This is a genomic window from Staphylococcus sp. FW104-15G4D (assembly GCF_058790135.1).
The window spans coordinates 25657-45251 of record NZ_JBYTCH010000004.1 but is presented as its reverse complement, the minus strand read 5'-3'; the positions used below and the strand labels follow the sequence as shown (position 1 = coordinate 45251).

Annotated in this window: 14 protein-coding genes; 7 read left to right on the top strand and 7 right to left on the bottom strand. The window is 32.9% G+C overall.

The window, feature by feature from the left end; translation table 11 throughout:
* Nucleotides 1-41: 41 nt before the first annotated feature.
* The 4 genes from AC3WQX_RS10555 to groES form a co-directional block, all read right to left on the bottom strand.
* The gene (locus tag AC3WQX_RS10555) at nucleotides 42-6887 is read right to left on the bottom strand and encodes a SasC/FmtB family protein (RefSeq protein ID WP_492740166.1); all 6846 of its coding nucleotides are present in this window, start codon (nucleotides 6885-6887) and stop codon (nucleotides 42-44) included.
* Between the two features lie 197 nt (nucleotides 6888-7084).
* Nucleotides 7085-8353, bottom strand: a complete 1269-nt coding sequence (locus AC3WQX_RS10550) for a cell wall anchor protein (protein WP_492740164.1) — start codon at nucleotides 8351-8353, stop codon at nucleotides 7085-7087.
* A gap of 253 nt (nucleotides 8354-8606) precedes the next feature.
* On the bottom strand, nucleotides 8607-10226 hold the full coding sequence (groL, locus tag AC3WQX_RS10545) for a chaperonin GroEL (protein ID WP_002435951.1): 1620 nt from the start codon (nucleotides 10224-10226) through the stop codon (nucleotides 8607-8609).
* A gap of 69 nt (nucleotides 10227-10295) precedes the next feature.
* Nucleotides 10296-10580, bottom strand: coding sequence for a co-chaperone GroES (groES, locus tag AC3WQX_RS10540; RefSeq protein ID WP_002435917.1), 285 nt, complete (start codon nucleotides 10578-10580; stop codon nucleotides 10296-10298).
* 177 nt (nucleotides 10581-10757) lie between these two features.
* Here groES and mroQ point away from each other — a divergent pair, with 177 nt between their 5' ends.
* Nucleotides 10758-11501, top strand: a complete 744-nt coding sequence (gene mroQ / locus AC3WQX_RS10535; RefSeq protein WP_023350005.1) for an intramembrane glutamic endopeptidase MroQ — start codon at nucleotides 10758-10760, stop codon at nucleotides 11499-11501.
* A gap of 57 nt (nucleotides 11502-11558) precedes the next feature.
* On the opposite strand, the gene AC3WQX_RS10530 is transcribed toward mroQ, so the two are convergent.
* On the bottom strand, nucleotides 11559-13349 hold the full coding sequence (locus AC3WQX_RS10530) for an SdrH family protein (RefSeq protein ID WP_049318048.1): 1791 nt from the start codon (nucleotides 13347-13349) through the stop codon (nucleotides 11559-11561).
* 190 nt (nucleotides 13350-13539) lie between these two features.
* Here AC3WQX_RS10530 and AC3WQX_RS10525 point away from each other — a divergent pair, with 190 nt between their 5' ends.
* On the top strand, nucleotides 13540-14166 hold the full coding sequence (locus AC3WQX_RS10525) for a nitroreductase family protein (protein ID WP_492740160.1): 627 nt from the start codon (nucleotides 13540-13542) through the stop codon (nucleotides 14164-14166).
* A gap of 101 nt (nucleotides 14167-14267) precedes the next feature.
* Nucleotides 14268-15053, top strand: a complete 786-nt coding sequence (locus tag AC3WQX_RS10520; protein ID WP_002436943.1) for a carbon-nitrogen family hydrolase — start codon at nucleotides 14268-14270, stop codon at nucleotides 15051-15053.
* A gap of 367 nt (nucleotides 15054-15420) precedes the next feature.
* Here the strand turns inward: AC3WQX_RS10520 and AC3WQX_RS10515 are convergent, their stop codons facing one another.
* Nucleotides 15421-15498 carry a delta-lysin family phenol-soluble modulin gene (locus AC3WQX_RS10515; RefSeq protein WP_049307263.1) on the bottom strand — a complete coding sequence of 26 codons (78 nt, stop codon included), beginning with the start codon at nucleotides 15496-15498 and terminating at the stop codon, nucleotides 15421-15423.
* 316 nt (nucleotides 15499-15814) lie between these two features.
* Here AC3WQX_RS10515 and AC3WQX_RS10510 point away from each other — a divergent pair, with 316 nt between their 5' ends.
* Genes AC3WQX_RS10510 through agrA form a run of 4 tightly spaced genes read left to right on the top strand, consistent with a single transcriptional unit; the run spans nucleotide 15815 to nucleotide 18569 of the window.
* Entirely contained in the window at nucleotides 15815-16381 is a 567-nt protein-coding gene (locus tag AC3WQX_RS10510) for an accessory gene regulator AgrB (protein WP_002436953.1), read from the top strand.
* A 2-nt stretch (nucleotides 16382-16383) separates the two neighbouring features.
* Nucleotides 16384-16524, top strand: coding sequence for a cyclic lactone autoinducer peptide AgrD (gene agrD, locus AC3WQX_RS10505; protein WP_030063609.1), 141 nt, complete (start codon nucleotides 16384-16386; stop codon nucleotides 16522-16524).
* 23 nt (nucleotides 16525-16547) lie between these two features.
* A complete protein-coding gene (gene agrC / locus AC3WQX_RS10500) occupies nucleotides 16548-17837 on the top strand; it encodes a quorum-sensing sensor histidine kinase AgrC (protein ID WP_002436956.1) in 1290 nt (429 codons plus the stop codon).
* Nucleotides 17838-17852: 15 nt separating this feature from the next.
* Complete coding sequence (gene agrA / locus AC3WQX_RS10495; RefSeq protein WP_002436958.1) at nucleotides 17853-18569, top strand: quorum-sensing response regulator AgrA; 717 nt, start codon at nucleotides 17853-17855, stop codon at nucleotides 18567-18569.
* Nucleotides 18570-18633: 64 nt separating this feature from the next.
* On the opposite strand, the gene AC3WQX_RS10490 is transcribed toward agrA, so the two are convergent.
* Nucleotides 18634-19593 carry a carbohydrate kinase family protein gene (locus AC3WQX_RS10490; RefSeq protein WP_023350003.1) on the bottom strand — a complete coding sequence of 320 codons (960 nt, stop codon included), beginning with the start codon at nucleotides 19591-19593 and terminating at the stop codon, nucleotides 18634-18636.
* Nucleotides 19594-19595 lie beyond the last annotated feature (2 nt).

The following is a 19595-nucleotide window of genomic DNA, read 5'->3' as shown; positions in this document are numbered from 1 at the left end:
AAGAGTTGCTCTCTTAAATATTTAGAGCAACTCTTCTTTTTTTAAATCTCTTTTTTACGTGATTTACGTAATAACATTAAACCAAGAATTAGAATACTGGATAGTAATGTATTATTCGCTTTTTCACTTTCACCAGTATGTGGCAATTCTAAGAGTTTATCCTTTTTGGTATACATCATTTCATTACTTCTATCATTCAATTTCACTTTTAAAGATTTAATTTTATAGCTTTCTTTACTTGTAACTTTAGTAGGTGCTTTTATACAAATAGCTATACTTGCGTCACTATTGCCTTTATACTCTCTAGCGATTATTTCACTACCATCTTTAACAGCTAGATGAGTTATTTTTATTTCTCCTGTGTGAGCGTTTAAAATAATACCTTCTATAACTTGGTCTACAGACCACTCTGAACCGTTTTTATAAACATTTATATATGTCGCCTTACCTTTTTTATTTTTAAAAGTAATTTCAACTTTAGTTGCTTCAATTCTAGGCTTTATAATAACTATAGCTTCTTTTTCATTTACAGTCACAATTGGAGGTTCAGGTGCATTTTCTTTACGTGGCATAATCACACTATTTAATTTACTATGGTCGCTATTACCATGTACTTCACTTGCAGTAATTTCACTTTCAGGATAAACAACGTAATAGTCTATAGTTACCTTACCAGTAGCCGGTTCTATATTGATGCCCGTTATTTCTTTACTCAAGCTCCAAGTACCTTCATCTTTACTTGCGATGATTGTATCAGATTGCCCTTCTGGATTTATATATTCGATTTCAATTTTTGTAGATAAACCGCTTGGTATTATACTCACATTTACTTTACTTTCATCTTTCTCAACTATTGGTGCATCTGGTGTTGCTTCTTTTCGTGGCATATTAATTTTACTTTCTGTACTTGTATCACTATTACCTTTTGTTTCGGTTGCTACTATTTCGCTTTCTGTTTGTACATCCTGATAGCCTATAGTGACTTTTCCAGTATGGTCATCGATCTCAATATGTGGTGTTTCTTTGTTGAGTGACCATGTTCCCTCTTTTTTGCTTGCGATGATTGAATCAGGTTGGCCGTCTGAATTTGTATAATTGATCACTAATTTTGTTGATTCACCTTTTGGTGTAACTTCAACATTGACGCGTTCTTCATTCGCTTCAATTGTTGGAGAATCCGGTGTTGACTCTTTTCGTGGCATAGTCACTTTACTTTCTGGACTTGTGTTACTATTACCTTTTGTTTCAGTAGCTACAACTTCGCTTTCTGCTTGTACAGCTGGGTGGCCTAGTGTGACTTTTCCAGTATATTCATCTAATTGAATATGTGGCACTTCTTTATTGAGTGACCATATTTCCTCTTTTTTGATTGCGATAATTGAATCAGGTTGACCTTCTGAATTTGTATAATTGATTACTAATTTTGTTGATTCACCTTTTGGTGTAACTTCAACATTGACGCGTTCTTCATTCGCTTCAATTACTGGAGAATCAGGCGTTACTTCTTTGCGAGGCATATTTATTTTACTTTTTGCACTTTCATCACTGTTACCTTTTGTTTCGGTTGCTACTATTTCACTTTCTGCTAACACCGCTTGGTGCCCTAGTGTGACTTTTCCGGTAGTTTCGTCTAATTCAATATGTGGAACCTCTTTGTTTAGTGACCAAACTCCTCCATTTTTATTTGCAATGAATGAACTTAGTTGGCCATTTGTATCTGTATATTTTACTTCTAATTTTGTTGATTCACCTTTTGGTGTTACTTCGACACTCGCACGCTCTTCACTTGCTTCAATTGTTGGAGAATCCGGTGTTGACTCTTTTCGTGGCATAGTCACTTTACTTTCTGGACTTGTGTTACTATTTCCTTTTGTTTCAGTTGCCACTATTTCGCTTTCTGCTAACACCGATTGGTGACCAATTGTGACTTTTCCAGTATGTTCATCTAATTGAATATGTGGTAAATCTTTATTTAATGACCAAGTCTCGCCAATTTTAATTGCGATGATTGAATCAAGTTGGCCATTTGTATCTGTATATTTTACTTCTAATTTTGTTGATTCACTTGTAGGTGTCACTTCGACATTGACATGCTCTACGTTAGATTCAATATCTGGTGCTTCTGGTGTTGTCTCTTTACGTGGCATTGTCACTTTACTTTCAGCGCTTTCGTCACTGTTACCTTTTGTTTCGGTTGCCACTATTTCGCTTTCTGCTAACACCGATTGGTGACCAATTGTGACTTTTCCAGTATGTTCATCTAATTGAATATGTGGTAAATCTTTATTTAATGACCAAGTCTCGCCAATTTTAATTGCGATGATTGAATCAAGTTGGCCATTTGTATCTGTATATTTTACTTCTAATTTTGTTGATTCACTTGTAGGTGTCACTTCGACATTGACATGCTCTACGTTAGATTCAATATCTGGTGCTTCTGGTGTTGTCTCTTTACGTGGCATTGTCACTTTACTTTCAGCGCTTTCGTCACTGTTACCTTTTGTTTCGGTTGCTACTATTTCACTTTCTGCTAACACCGCTTGGTGTCCCATTGTAAGTTTACCGGTGCTTTCATCAAGTTTTATATTAGAAATATTATTATTAATAGTCCATCCATTGCCAACTTTAGTTGCTGTAATAGTAGCCGGTTGCCCTTTCAAATCAACATAGTGAACATCTAATCTAGTAACATCATTATGTGGTATAATTTCGACATTTGCTTCTTCTATGTTAGATCTTACCACTGGTGGTTGAGGTTTAACTTCTTTAGCAGGCATAATTGTATGTTTGACAATACTATTATCACTGTTACCATTTGACGCAGTAGCAGTAATATCACTTTCCGGTTGCACAGCCACATAACTAATTGTCACAGTTCCTGTTTGAGAATTAATTGAAATACCTGAAATGTTATTATTCAATGACCAGCTTTGATTTTTCTTAGTGGCTATTGCTGTAGCGATTTGGTCATTGACATCTAGATATTTGATAGTTATTTTGTCTGAATTAATTGAAGGAATTATACTTACACTCGCATTGTCATGATCTGATTTTAGTACAGGCCCTTCTGGAGCGACATCTTTACGTGGCATTGTCACTTTACTTTCTGGACTCGAGTCGCTATTTCCTTTTGTTTCAGTTGTTATAACTTCACTTTCTGCTTGTACTGCTTGATAGCCTATTGTTACTTTTCCGGTTGCTTCATCTACCTCTATGTGCGGAACATTTTTATTTAATGAGCAAACTTCTCCATTTTTACTTACGATAATGGTATCACTTTGCCCCTCTGTATTAGTATAATTAATCACTAATTTTGTTGATTCATCTTTCGGTGTTACCTCTACATTGACTTGCTCTTCGTTTGCTTCGATTGTTGGAGAATGCGGTGTTGTCTCTTTACGTGGCATAGTCACTTTGCTCTCAGGACTTGAATCACTATTGCCTTTTATTTCTGTTGCTATAATTTCACTTTCTGCTTGTACGACTTGATGACCTATAGTTACTTTTCCGGTTCTATCGTCTATCACAATATGCGGTACTTGTTTGTTTAATAACCAAGCACCTCCATTTTTGTTTGCGATGATTGAATCAGAATGGCCTTCTGGATTTGTGTAATTGATCACTAATTTCGTTGATTCATCTTTCGGTGTTACCTCTACATTGATGTACTCTTCACTTGCTTCGATAGCCGGAGAATCCGGTGTTGTCTCTTTACGTGGCATAGTCACTTTGCTCTCAGGACTTGAATCACTATTGCCTTTTATTTCTGTTGCTATAATTTCACTTTCTACTTGTACTGCTTGATAGCCTATTGTTACTTTTCCGGTTGCTTCATCTACCTCTATGTGCGAAACATTTTTATTTAATGACCAAATTCCTCCATTATTACTTGCGTTAATGGTAACACGTTGATCCTCTGGATTAGTATAATTGATGACTAATTTAGTCACTTCACCCTTTGGCGTTACCTTGACATTGGCGTGCTCTACACTTGCTACAATATCAGGCGCTTCTGGCGTTGTCTCTTTACGTGGCATTTTTAGATTGCTTTCTGAACTTGAGTCACTGTTTCCTTTTGTTTCGGTTGCTACTATTTCACTTTCTGCTTGTACTGCTTGATAACCAACCGTTACTTTTCCGGTAGTTTCGTCTAATTCAATATGTGGAACCTCTTTGTTTAGTGCCCAAACTTCTCCATTTTTATTTGCGATAATCGAACTTGGTTGGCCATTTGTATCTGTATATTTTACTTCTAATTTTGTTGATTCATCTTTAGGTGTTACTTCTACGTTGACATGCTCTACGTTAGATTCAATATCTGGTGCTTCTGGCTTTGTCTCTTTACGTGGCATTTTTAATTTACTTTCTGAACTTGAGTCACTGTTTCCTTTTGTTTCGGTTGCTACTATTTCACTTTCTGCTTGTACTGCTTGATAACCAACCGTTACTTTACCAGTGTGATCGTCAATATTAATATGTGACACTTGCTTATCTAATGTCCAAGTTTCTCCATTTTTTATAGCATTTATTGAAGCTGGTTCTCCTTCGGGATTTATATAAATCATCTCTATTTTTGACGCTTCACCTTTAGGTGTTACTTCGACATTGACATGCTCCTCACTTGCTTCAATACCAGGCGCTTCCGGTGTTGCCTCTTTACGTGGCATATTTTCTCTACTTTCCTCACTTGTGTCACTGTTTCGAATTATATCGTTCGCTACAACTAAACTTTCTGGATAAACAGCTTGATAATTAATTGTTACTAAACCGGATTGTGGTTCGATATTTATACCAGGAACACTATTATTAAGTGACCAATTATCATTAGTTTTAGTAGCAATAATTGATGTACTCTCATTAGCAGTATTTTGATATGTAATATTTAACTTATCTGCTTTATTAGCTGGTGTTATAGTTAAATTTGGAATCAGGTAATTTATTTCAATAATTGGTTTGGATGGTGCATTATATTTTAGACTATTTTTCAATGTATCTAACGTATTAGTAACATTATTGATAGTTTCTTGGGATGCTTGATTTTCTATAGCAACATTATTCTGTTGTTCATTGATAATATTTCTAGCTTCGGTTAATTTGTCTTGAAGTGCACGCCATGAATCTGCGGTAAAATCAGCCTCATTTAAATCGTGTAAGTAGTTATCAACTTCATTTACTTTACTTTGTAATTCTGTTTTATTCATTTGAATTGTCACAGTTTGTAAATTAACAGTATTATCTCCGGTTCTTTGAGTATCTCTTCCTCTAAATGTTGCATTAGTTCTATAACTAACATGTCCATTTAAATTAACTATTTTAGGTATTGTTGCTTTAAATTCTACTGTATAGGAGAGATCTTTCCTCTCTCCTGGATTTAAGTTACTAATTGACATTCTTAATTTATTAGTATTTACATCTAAATTACCGGTTCCTCCACTACTAGAAATGAGTTTTGAATTTGCTGGTAATATAACTTCATAATATGTATCTCTTGATTGATTATGCCCTTTATTTTCAACAGATAAATTAACTGTTGCACGTGCAAAATTATCATTAGGACTATTAGGCTGAGTTATATATTCTACCTGTGCCACATTAGAAGTGATATAGGATCCACTATTTATTCTTACATCACTAACTGAACCCCCATGATAATAAGATGAATTATCACCAAATCCATGTTCTTTCGAAGACCGTTGTACACTAATTCGACCAGTGTTGGATATAGGTAAAAAAGAAATTCTTACTCTATTCATATCGCTTGGTATGTTAACCATTGCAGATAATTTACCGGTAGGGTACGGTCCCATACCATTTAGACGATTATCAAATAAGATGCGATCCTGCTCTATATTACTAATTTTTAATTTAGCACCTGATGCACCATCTGAAAATACTGGACTTGTAGATATAAAGTTAACGTTTAATTCCGAACCAGGTACCACATCTATATCTTGATAAATACCTGCTACTTTAGCATCATTGACACTTCTATCACGACCGTTATTCGTTCTTGCAAGTACAACCCCGTATGGAGCACCATTATTGCTCATAAAACTTGAATAATCTACTGCGCTTGGTGTATAAAACATAGGATACTCAGGATTAGGATCAGTTGAGTAACTATGCCAATTATCTACATTCGTAACTACAGTTAATCTCTTTGACCTTGATGGTAATATACCACCAGATACCTGACTAAAGTTTCCATTTTGAATTTCTGGATTAACTTCGTTTGCTTTCAATGGATCATTAGATACGTTATTTTCAGGAGCACTTCTAAATGATGATGTATCTCTTTTATGTCTAATATTCGAATAGTTTGAAATGTTATTATTCTTAGTTAAATGTTGTGATTGAACACCGTTTGACTGACGATTTGGAAGTAAAGATTCTTTATTATGTAATTTACCTGCACTATTTAAAAATTTATGATAATAATCATCAACCTGTTGTTGGCTTTGAGGATTATTTAAAATAGATTCAGCTTCTTGTAAATCAGCGCGAAATAATTCAACCGAATCTTCTGTCTTGTTACTTAAATCTAAAGATTTGTATTGATTTAAAATTTTTTCAAGTTGACTAGTATTAATAACGTGTTGAGTATTAGTTTTAGTAGTTGAAAGTTTATTTTCAATATCTTGATTATTAGTTAGATTATCATTTAAAGATTTTCCATTTTCAATATTAATTTGATGACTGGTACTATCACTAACTTTTTGATTGATGGTGGTATTATTTTGTTCAATACTGTCAGCTTTTGCGTAATTTATGTTAGACATCATGATAAAACCTATTATTGCTACACTAGCTGCTCCAAAACCTTGATATTTTCTAATAGAAAAACGTGTGATTTTTTTATCTAAGTTGTTGATTCTTTTGTTTTCCATCATTTTTTCTCCTCAAATATAAAGAATTTAAATTAACCCAACAATATTCAACTTATATTTTATTATTGATAAAATATATTTCATTGTGTTCCTTAAAATATACCACCAAGCTATATTTTGTGCAATTGTTTATTTTGAGAATTTTACTATTTGTACATAAAAAAGAGTGTGGGTTTAGCTCCACACTCTCTATAATTCTATTCTTTGATTTTATTTCTAAAAATACCAATTAATCCTAAACCTGCTAGTAACATTAATAATGCTGGATTAAATTCTTGTTCTTTAACTCCTGTTTCAGGTAATTCTTTCTTAGAAGTTTTATGATTATGAGATGTTTTATCATCTTTATCTTCATTACGTTTTGATATTTTTTTAGTAGGTTTAATTACTTCTAATGTTTGCTTATGTTGTTTTAATTTAACTTTTTTATAGATATATTTAGTAATACCATCTTCGGTTTCTGTTCTAATATATTTATAACCTTCTATTTGTATAACACCTCTTTGATTTAAAGGTGTTTTATCGTCTTCTACCGCATCTTTAATAATATTCCCTTGATCATCTAACCATACTGTAACGTGTAATTTAGGTTTATCATTTACATTATTTTGATTGTTCTCCTGCTGTTTAGTTTGAATAACTGGATCTTTCTGAGTAGTTGGTTTTGTCGGTCCTGATTGAGTTGGTTTCTCTGGCTCTTCCTGTGCCGTTGGTTTTACCGGTTCTGGTTGTGTCGGTTGCTCTGGCTCTTTTTGTGTAGCTGGTTTCTCTGGCTCTTTTTGTGTCGTTGGTTTCACAGGTTCTGATTGAGTCGGTTGCTCTGGCTCTTTCTGTGTCGTTGGTTTCACAGGTTCTGATTGTTTTGGTTGTTCTGAATCTTTTTGAGTCGTTGGTTTTTCAGAATTTACTTCTGATGGTTTAGTGTCATCCTTTTTTGTTGAACTACTTGTGGCTGTGTTTGCTGTTTGAGATGTATTTACTTTTCTATAAATGAATTTAGTTATACCATCAGAAATTGATGTTCTAAAATGTTGGTACCCAGGAATTTTTACCGGCACTCTTTCAGAGGCAGGCGTTTTATTATCTTCTACTGCATCTTTAATGATATTACCTTGATCATCCAACCATACAGTAACGTATAAGATAGGAACTTCATATGTTCCACTGTCCTCATCTTCGTCAGAATCTTCATTTGGAGTTCCATCAATATAATCATTTAAATTTTTAGATGATTTATGATGAGTCTCATTATTGGAAGTTGTTGTATTAGTTTTATTGCTTTCAGTTTGAATAGTTTTAGGTGATGTAGTGCTATTAGTCTTGTTAATTTCTTCAGCTTGAGCGGAACCATTGCCCGCAAAAAGATATAAAGCTAAAGTTAAAGCACTCGCTGTGCCGTAGCTAAAATATTTTTTACTTGGTAAAGATGGAAATTGTTTTAAATCTCTAAGCTTGTTGTTTTTCATAGTTGTAATATCCTCCCAAAATTTTTAAACGATAGCGTTTATCTAACTTATTATGAGTACTTATAATAAAAGCTTATAAAACATTACATAAATACATTAATTCTCCTTCGCATTATCGTTAATTTTATTATAATATATTTTTACGAACTAAAATACTCTAATTACAATAATTACAAAAAATAATAGATAAAAAAACTCCTTTCAGAGAAAATAATCTCTAAAAGGAGTAATAATGACAACCATAATGATTTAATTACATCATTCCTGGCATACCGCCCATACCTGGTTGTTCGTTATTTTCTTTTTCAGGAATCGTAGCTACTACTGCTTCAGTTGTTAAGAACATTGCTGCTACACTTGCTGCGTGTTGAAGTGCTGAACGAGTTACTTTAGTTGGATCTACAATACCTTCTTCAAGCATATTTACCCATTCATTCGTCGCTGCGTTGAATCCTACACCAGCATCTGCATTTTTTAATCGTTCAACTATAATTGAACCTTCTAAACCTGCATTTTCAGCAATTTGACGTACTGGAGCTTGTAATGCTTTAAGAACAATATTTACTCCTGTTTCAACATCGCCTTCTGCTTCAATTTCGCTTACCTTTTTATAGATATTAACTAAGGCTGTACCACCACCAGCAACAATACCTTCTTCAACTGCGGCACGTGTTGAGTTTAAAGCATCTTCGATTCGAAGTTTACGCTCTTTTAATTCAGTTTCACTTGCAGCACCTACTTTGATAACTGCTACACCACCAGCTAATTTAGCTAATCGTTCTTGTAATTTTTCTCTATCGAAATCAGAATCAGTTTCTTCAATTTGTGCTTTAATTTGACTTACACGAGCGTCGATACTATTTTCATCACCGTCACCATCTACAATAGTTGTATTATCTTTAGTGACTTCTACTTTATTAGCTGTACCTAGCATATCGATTGATGCATCTTTTAATTCTAGACCTAAATCATCCGTAATTACTTGAGCACCTGTAAGGATAGCTAAGTCTTCTAACATTGCTTTACGACGATCACCGAAACCAGGAGCTTTAACAGCAACAGCAGTAAATGTACCACGCATACGGTTTAAAACAATATTAGTTAAAGCGTCACCTTCTACTTCATCAGCCACAATTAAAATTGGTCGACTAGATTGAACGACTTGTTCTAATAAAGGTAGAATATCTTGGAATGAAGAGATTTTTTTATCTGTAACAAGAATATATGGACGTTCAAGTTCGGCAATCATTTTATCTGAATCAGTTACCATATATGGAGATTGATAACCACGATCGAACTGCATACCTTCAACGACTTCAAGTTCAGTGTTGAAACCATTTGATTCTTCAATAGTAATAACCCCGTCGTTGCCAACTTTATCCATCGCCTCAGAAATGTATTGACCGATTTCCTCATCAGCAGCTGAAATAGCACCTACTTGTGCAATTTCATTTTTGTTTTCAACTTTTTGAGAAATGTCATGTAATGCCTCTACAGCTACTTTAACGGCTTTATCAATACCTTGTCTCAAACCAACTGGGTTCGCGCCACTTGTTACGTTCTTAAGGCCTTCTTGAATCATTGATTGAGCTAAAACTGTTGCAGTTGTAGTACCATCACCAGCAATCTCATTTGTTTTATTTGCAACTTCTTGAACAAGTTTCGCGCCCATATTTTCATAAGGATCTTCTAACTCAATTTCTTTAGCAATCGTAACCCCATCATTTGTGATTAATGGAGTTGTATATTCTTTATCTAAGACAACATTACGACCTTTAGGACCAATTGTTACTTTAACAGCATTTGCTAATTTATCTACACCTCTTAGCATTGCTTGACGTGCATCTTCTGAGAATTTTAAATCTTTTGCCATACTCGAAATGACCTCCATTTATTAAGATTTCTTACATAGATGTTTTATCTGTCTAATATAAATTTATAATTATTGAATTACTGCTAAGATATCTTCTTCATTTAAAATTAAGTAAGTATCGTCACCACGTTTAACTTCTGTTCCAGCATATTGTTGGAACACAATAGTGTCACCTTCACTTACTTCAGGAGCAACTCGTGAACCATTGTCTAGTAGGCGTCCTGGACCTACAGCGATGATTACACCTTCATTTGATTTTTCTTTAGCGCTATCTGTTAATACAATACCGCTTTTAGTTGTTTGTTCTTGCTCTTTCTTTTCAATAATCACACGATTTCCTAATGGTTTAAGCATGATTGTTCCTCCTTCATTCACATGTGATTTAGCACTTTAATTATTAGAGTGCTAAGCTATTTTTATATTAATCAAATTTGGTCAATAATTCAAGCAAAAAGGTTAGCGAATAAATTTTGTACATCTATATTATTTACGATAAAATAAATTATACTTAGAAATAGATGGAGGTAAGTTATGAGAAGACTTTGGGTGTCCTTACTAACGGTACTCGCGTATGGCTTGGCTCAAATGTTACCTGGTTTTATACTTAGAAGTCATTTACTTGGTCATATGTCTCAAATTGAAACTGCTAAATTCATGATATTCACGCAAGTTTCTCTTTTTATATTAGCTGCTATTATCATAATTTTAATAAATTTAAAGGTAAAAAATCCTACTACTCTTGAAGCTGGTAGAAAGGAACCTAAGAGATACATCATTCCTTGGGCACTATTAGGTTTTTGTCTTGTTATGGTATATCAAGTTATTATAAGCTTGATATACTTTACAATCATGGGTAGTCAGCAAACAAGTCCAAACACTGAACGTTTAATGGCAATTGCTAAAAAAATGCCTATTTTTATTATTTTAATTTCTATCGTTGGCCCTATTTTAGAAGAGTTTGTCTTCAGAAAGGTTTTCTTTGGCGAATTATATAATGCAATTAAAGCCAATCGCGTTGTTAGCTTTCTGATTGCTTCTATAGTAAGTTCACTTGTATTTGCCCTTGCACACAATGATATGAAATTTATTCCTATGTATTTTGGTATGGGCATGATCTTTTCACTTGCTTATGTTTTTACTAAAAGAATTGCTGTTCCAATTGGTATTCATATGTTACAAAATGGTACAGTCGTTTTAATGCAAGTTTTTGGTGGCGAAGCTTTAAAGAAAGCTCAAGAACATGCCAACTTTATTCTACATTTCATATTAAACTAAAAAAGCATCTAATCATGTAAAATATTGCGAAACGTACATGATTAGATGCTTTCTTTGTTACTGTTGATTTTTTCTTCTATTATAAATAAACATACCTACTACACCGGCAAAAATTGCTACAATCGCACTGCCTAAAGTGATAAGCACACGATCTAATTTTTTGTTTTTGTTGTAATCATCGGATTGCTCGTTGTCGTTTGTAGTGATTTCATCTGCGCTATGATTTTTAAAAGCACTACGACTCCCTTTGTCTTTATCGTTAGGTTTCTTTAAATCAGGCATGGAACCAATTTCACCGGTAATTAAAGCTAATACTTGTTCATCTAAGTTTTCATAATACTTACTTGCATTTAGTGGATTAAAATATTGAAATCTGAAATAGTTTGAACCTTTTTGTAAAGAATTTAAATATTCATTTCCACTAAAGTTTTGCTTTTTAAATAAACTATAGATGTCACTATCGGTAATTTCTCCATTTTCAGTATCTAAATTTCTAACTTGATTAATTAAAAATGGATTATATTTGTATGCACCACTTGCTAAGCTTCTAAATCTATCTAATAAAGAATTTTCTTCAGAATCTTTACTTTGCTCATCTTTATTAAAATTCTGAGAATTGCTTCTATGATTTATAACTGATCCTGATCTATTCCAAATAAATTGATTTCTATCATAATTAGGCGTTTGATGATTAGATTGTGAGTAATTTAAATCATCTTTGGCATTAGAGTTTCTTTTTAATGGGGCACCACCATTGCTACTATTTTCATTATCCTCATTACCTTTATTAGGATTTAACAATCCATCATTACTATCCTCAGGATGTATTGTGGAAGAATTATTGCTATTGCTAGCATGATGATTTGTATTTGATGAGTTACCTCCCGTATGATTACTTGAAGGTTGCTCGTTATTATTTGAATTAGATGGATGATGTTCGCCACTTTGATTTGAATTATCATCACCACTGCCATTATTATGACCACTTGAACTACTATTATCATTTCCTTCAGAAGGATGATTATCTCCTGAACCGTGTCCATTTGAACTACCGGGATTATTATGATGTGAGCCAGAGTGTCCTCCACCCGGGTGCGAATTATCATCACTACCCCCACCAGAAGGGTTATCGTGACCCTGATCAGATGTATGATCATGTCCAGAACCTGAGTCACTGTCTGAATCTGAATCGCTATCAGACGCTGAGTCACTATCTGAGTCGGAAGCACTGCCTGAATCTGAATCGCTGTCAGAGTCCGAATCACTATCTGAGTCAGAAGCACTATCTGAATCTGAATCATTGCCTGAGTCGGAATCGCTGTCTGAGTCTGAGTCGCTATCTGAATCTGAATCACTATCTGAGTCAGAAGCACTGTCTGAATCTGAATCACTGCCTGAGTCGGAATCGCTGTCTGAGTCTGAGTCGCTATCTGAATCTGAATCACTATCTGAGTCAGAAGCACTATCTGAATCTGAATCGTTATCTGAGTCGGAAGCACTGTCTGAGTCTGAGTCACTATCTGAATCTGAATCGCTATCTAAATCCGTGTCGTTGTCTGAGTCTGAATTTAAATCATTTATTGCATTCGAATCAGACTCTCCGTTCTCATCATTTTCAGAAGTTGCAAGTGGATTTATGTTATTTTCATTAGATTGAGGCTGATGACTTATTGAATTGTCGTCACTAAAAGTCTGATTTTCAGATTCTGCTTTATTAATATCATTATTCGAAGAAATGGGCTGTATATTCTCCTCTGCTGCATGTGCATGATTATCAAATAAGGGTGTACTCAACATAAATGCAAAACCTGTTAATACAAACGAATGCTTGATTTTATTGTTATTCATAAGTCAATCACCTCCTCTTTAAATTCTTTTATCATCTTTAGTATATAGAAAATATTAGATTTTTGCATTCAAATAAGACTTTTGAAAATGAATATTAATCTTGTTGAAATTTCATAGTAATTATTTGTGCATTATGAAAAGTATAATTATTATAGTATGTATAAATCAAAAGCAAAGGAGTATTTTAAAAATGGGGATTTTTAATAATACTGAAAATGAACAATCATTTAACGAAGCAATTGAAACTAGAAGAACTATTTATAATTTAGAAAAAACAATATCTATTAGTGATGAAGAACTAGAAGAATTAATCGCACATGCTGTAAAGCATGTACCTTCTGCATTCAACTCTCAATCAACAAGAATAGTTTTACTTTTGAATGACAAAAATGAACAATTCTGGGAAAATACAAAATCTATTTTAAAAGAAACAATGGGTCCTGACAGAGATTTTGAACCTACTCGCCAAAAAATTGATAATTTCAAACATTCTCATGGCACAATTCTTTATTATGAAGATCAAAGTGTTATTAATGCATTACAAGATAAAATGCCTAACTTCTATGAAAACTTTGAAATTTGGTCAAACCAAGCTAACGCGATGCATCAGTATGCTATTTGGACTGCTTTAGCTACTAAAGGCATCGGTGCATCTTTACAACACTATAATCCAATTGTAGACGAATCTACTGCAAGCCAATTTGATATTCCGAATACATGGAAATTAATCGAACAAATGCCTTTCGGTGATGTACGTGAGAGTGCGAATGAAAAAGAAATTAAACCTGTAGAAGATCGTTTTATTATTAAAAAATAATTTAATTAACTGCGTCTGTGTAGGTATTACACAGACGCTTTTTTGCGTTTAATACGTAACTTTAGTATCTTATAAATAACTCGTAATAGGGAGTGAAGAAGATGAAAATTCAACTTTTTCAATTTCATATAACTTATGGAAATGCTAATGAAAATGAATCCAAAATAAAAAAATGGTTTAAAGAATACTTGAACGATGATACGGAGGTCGTTGTTTTACCTGAAATGTGGAACAACGGATACGCTTTAGAGGATTTAAAGGTTAAAGCAGATACTAATTTAAAACGAAGTTTTTCATTTATAGCTCAACTGGCTAAACAATTCAATGTTGATATTATTGCAGGTTCTGTATCAAATATTAGAGACAATAACGTGTATAATACGGCATTTTCAGTGAATAAAGATGGTGAGTTAATAAATGAGTACGATAAAGTCCATCTTGTACCAATGCTTAGAGAACCTGAGTTTCTGACTGATGGCAATAAAGTACCTGAACCTTTTCAATTGTCAGATGGTACCCTAGCTACACAAATCATATGCTATGATTTACGGTTTCCTGAATTGTTAAGATATCCAGCTAAAAATGGTGCTAAAATTGCATTTTACGTTGCACAATGGCCTAGTGCTAGACTTAATCATTGGTTGGCATTGCTTAAAGCAAGAGCTATTGAAAATGATATGTATGTAGTTGCAGCTAATGGTTGCGGTAATGATGGAAACACGGAGTACGCTGGATATTCGACAGTTATCAATCCAAATGGTGAGATTGTTCAAGAATTGGGCAGTGATGAAGGTGTCCTCACCACTAATGTAGATTTAGAATTGGTTGATCAACAAAGAGAGTCTATACCTGTACTTAGAAATCTAAAACCTAATTTATATAAATAAAATTAAGCCGTGAGCTTGGGAGGGACTCACGGCTTTGATAACTTATTATTAAGGGAATGTTTTTACAGTTATTTTTTCAATCTATTTTTTGGGGATGTTATTAATTATGAAAAAATTTTAGTGAATTTATCTATTTTATTAATGATAAATTGAATGTTGTTTACGATAGCTTACATGCTAGAAATAATTACCTAATTAAAGGTAGCTAAGAATAATACGTAACACTGAGTCCAAGGAAACTACAGCTTTATAGCAAATGCTGCTCACTTGCTATTAACTTTGGGTTATTAAGTTGGGATGGCTTAACAACCCATTACTTAGTCATACTATACGAAGAAAACAAAGTTACAATGAAAGAATTCAAAACTTATTTTTTGAATTTTTTAATTGTATCAATGATCCATTTAATGAAATCACTGATTGTAGATACGATATCTGCAGCCATTACACTTCACTCCTTCCAACTAAATAATGGATTTGAATGATTTGGGAAGAATCATTCAATTAAGATTAAGCAAATTTTTCAACTATCTTTCTATCACATCTCTGTGATATGAGTCTATTAAAACATGGTTTTTACATTAAAGTACGATAATTCCTTAACTCGTCAAAAAATGTACTTAAGTGTATTTCTATTTATGTTAAAATATCACTTGGGAATTAAAAATAACACTTAGGTATATTTTTTAAACAGTTAGGCATAATATTTAAAATGAGTTGCGCAAAATTGTATAATGTATTATGAGGAGAGTAATAGACGATTGAATATAATAGATAGAAAAATTGATGAATTTGCTAACTATTTACAACGCAAAAACAACTTAGATCATATACAATTTTTGAAAGTTCGCTTAGGTATGCAGGTAGTATTAACAAATATTGAAAAAACAATTATTGTATACGGGTTAGCATTAATTTTCCAGACTTTTTATTACACACTTTTAACTCATTTAAGTTATTTTTTAATTAGAAGTAATGCTCATGGTGCACACGCAAAATCATCCCTATTATGTCATATTCAAAATATAATTCTTTTTATTTTATTCCCATATTTGATAATAAAGTTTGATGTAAAATATCTAATATTATTATTTTTGGCATTGATAGGTTTTATTATAGTTATTAAGAATGCACCTGCAGCAACGAAAAAACAACCCATACCTAAACGCCTACTAAAACGTAAGAAAATACTCTCCATTGTTTTATATTGCTTTATTCTAGTAGTTTCATTCGTTACATTTGAGCCAGTTAATAAACTTATTTTATTTGGCGAATTTTTAGAGTCATTGACACTATTATCTATTTTTTTCCCTAAGGAGGATACATGATTATGGAAGGATTATTTAATTTATTTATAAAATTCTTTACTATGATATTTGAATTCATTGGTTTTGTAGCAGGAGCAAATCCATGCGCTTCTTATTTCGATGAACCTGAGGTACCTAAGGAATTATCTAAACTTTACGAGTAAACTTTACAGAAAGTGTGTAAGTTATGGATGAAATTAATTTTTTACCATTTGCAGCCCTACAGGTTTTTTTAATATTTTGGGTTACAAAAGTTATTATTAATATGAAGTTTAATTTGAGGGATTATTTAATCATTTTATCGATTGTAATCCCTTCTACTATACTTTATTATTTTTGGCATAGTAAAGCTCTTATTGCTTTAGTAATAATTATTACAATATTCTTCTACACCAAGATTAAGTTATATTCCGTGATTGTTGTTTTATTCACCAATATGATTTTATATTTAACTAATTTCATAACGGTATACATATATTTAACTATAAAAGATTGGATTCCCAATAGATTAGTTTTATTAACGATACACTTCAGTTTCTTTGTAGTTATAGCTCTAATTATAGCTTATTTAACTCAATTATTATTTAAAAAACTTAAAGAATCATACCTATCACTCAATAAAAGATACTTATTTATTATTACTATTGTACTATTAGTATCTTTTATTTTACTTTATATGGTTTCTCAAACAGATATGCAAGCAAATGACAGTCTCAAATTATACGCTGTCTTATTAGTAGCTCTTATCGTATTTTTAAGTGTAGTAATTCTAATCATGTCAACGTTCACTCTACGTGAAATGAAGTATAAGCGTAATCTTGAAGAAATTGAAACGTACTATGAATATACGCTACGTATCGAAAGTATCAATAATGAGATGCGTAAGTTCCGACATGATTACGTCAATATTCTTTCTACGCTTTCAGATTTTATTCGTGAAGATGATATGCAAGGTCTTAAAAAATATTTCAATGAACAAATTGTTCCTATGAAGGATAATATGAAAACGCGCTCTATAAAAATAAATGGTATTGAAAATCTTAAAGTTAGAGAAATTAAAGGGTTAATTACTACTAAAATTCTTCAAGCTCAAGAGAAAGCAATACCGATTAGTATAGAGGTTCCTGATGAAATTGATAAAATCGAAATGAACACTATAGAGTTCAGCCGTATTTCAGGAATTATTTTGGATAATGCCATTGAAGCTTCAGAAGTTCTTGATGATCCACTTATTCAAATTGCTTTTATTAATAATGAAGAATCTGTTACATTCATTGTGATGAATAAATGTAGCGATGATACCCCTAAAATACATGAATTATTTGAAGAAGGCTTTTCAACTAAAGGCGATAACAGAGGGTTAGGTCTATCTACGCTTAAAGAACTGACTGACCAAAATGAGAACGTCCTATTAGATACTGTTATCGAAAATGGATATTTCGTTCAAAAAGTAGAAATTATTAATACGGAAGCATAAGGATGTGAAATATAGATGAAGATATTCGTTTGCGAAGACGATCCTAGACAAAGAGAAAACATGGTTTCAATTATCAAAAATTACATCATGATAGAAGAAAAACCTATGGAACTAGCTCTCGCAACTGATGATCCTTATGAAGTGCTTGAGCAATCAAAAGAAATGAATGATATTGGTTGTTATTTCTTAGACATTCAATTAGAAGCTGATATGAATGGTATTAAACTTGGTAGTGAAATTCGTAAACATGACCCTGTGGGTAACATTATTTTTGTAACAAGTCACAGCGAACTTACTTATCTCACTTTTGTTTATAAAGTGGCTGCTATGGATTTCATTTTCAAAGATGATCCTTCAGAACTAAAAACAAGAATCATTGACTGTCTTGAAACTGCTCATACACGTCTTAAGTTGCTATCTAAAGAAAGTAATGTTGAAACAATTGAGTTAAAACGTGGTAGTAACTCTGTGTATGTTCAATATGACGATATTATGTTCTTTGAATCATCAACTAAGTCACACAGATTAATCGCACACTTAGATAACCGTCAAATTGAATTTTACGGTAATCTTAAAGAGTTAGCTCAACTTGATGAACGTTTCTTTAGATGTCATAACAGCTTTGTAGTGAATAGACATAACATTGAATCGATTGATTCTAAAGAGCGTATCGTTTATTTCAAAAATGGTGAAAATTGTTTCGCGTCTGTGCGTAATGTTAAAAAAATCTAACACACTTTAAAATACCCAGCTTATTTATCACTCTATAGTGAATAAGCTGGGTTTCTTTATGAGTTTAGGAACCTTTTTCAATTTCTTCTGTTGTGGGTAAACTTTCAATGGCGCCATATCTTGTAGTTGTTATAGCTGCCACTTTATTACCAAATTCGAGAATGCTATTACCTTCATTTTCAAATAATTGAGCAACATCAATAATATCTGAAGATAATATACGACTAATAACGGCTCCTATAAAGGCATCACCGGCACCTGTAGTATCTATAGCTTTAACTTTGAAACCTTGATGTTCTATAGTAAATTGGTTCTTAGTAAACGCTTGTGCCCCTTTCGGACCTTTAGTATAAATCACTACAGCCACGTTACCTTTAAATAGTGACTGTATAGCTTTAGTTTCATCTTTCATTCCTGTTATAAATTCTAGTTCTTCATCTGAAACTTTTACTACATTCGCTTTAGGAATAAATTCATGAATTGCTTGACGACATGCTTCTGGGTCTTCCCATAAAGGTAAGCGTACATTAGGATCAAATACTATCGTTCCATTAGCCTTCTCAAATTTTTCAATCATTTTTGAATGTGCTTGTTTCATTAAACTTTCAACTAAATCCACAGAACAGAAATGTAGAATGTCTTGATCAGTAACCTCTATATCTTCAATATGTGAGGGATCATAAAGCATGTCAGCAGAAGGCTTACGATAAAACGAGAAATCTCGCTGACCATCTTCTTTTAAACTTACAAAAGCTAGTGCTGTATTTGCTTCATTGGTACGTTGAATATAGTCTACACCTACACCAATGCGTTCAATGGTTTCAACAATAATGTCACCAAATGCATCATGTCCTAATTGCGTGACCATTTCGGAATGACCACCTAGTTTACTCACTGTTGCTGCTACGTTACAAGGTGCCCCACCTACCTGACGACTAAATTGTTCTACGTCTTTAAGTTCTGAATTTGTGACATGTGGTATAAAATCGATAAGTGCTTCACCTATTGCAAACAACCTTCTCATTA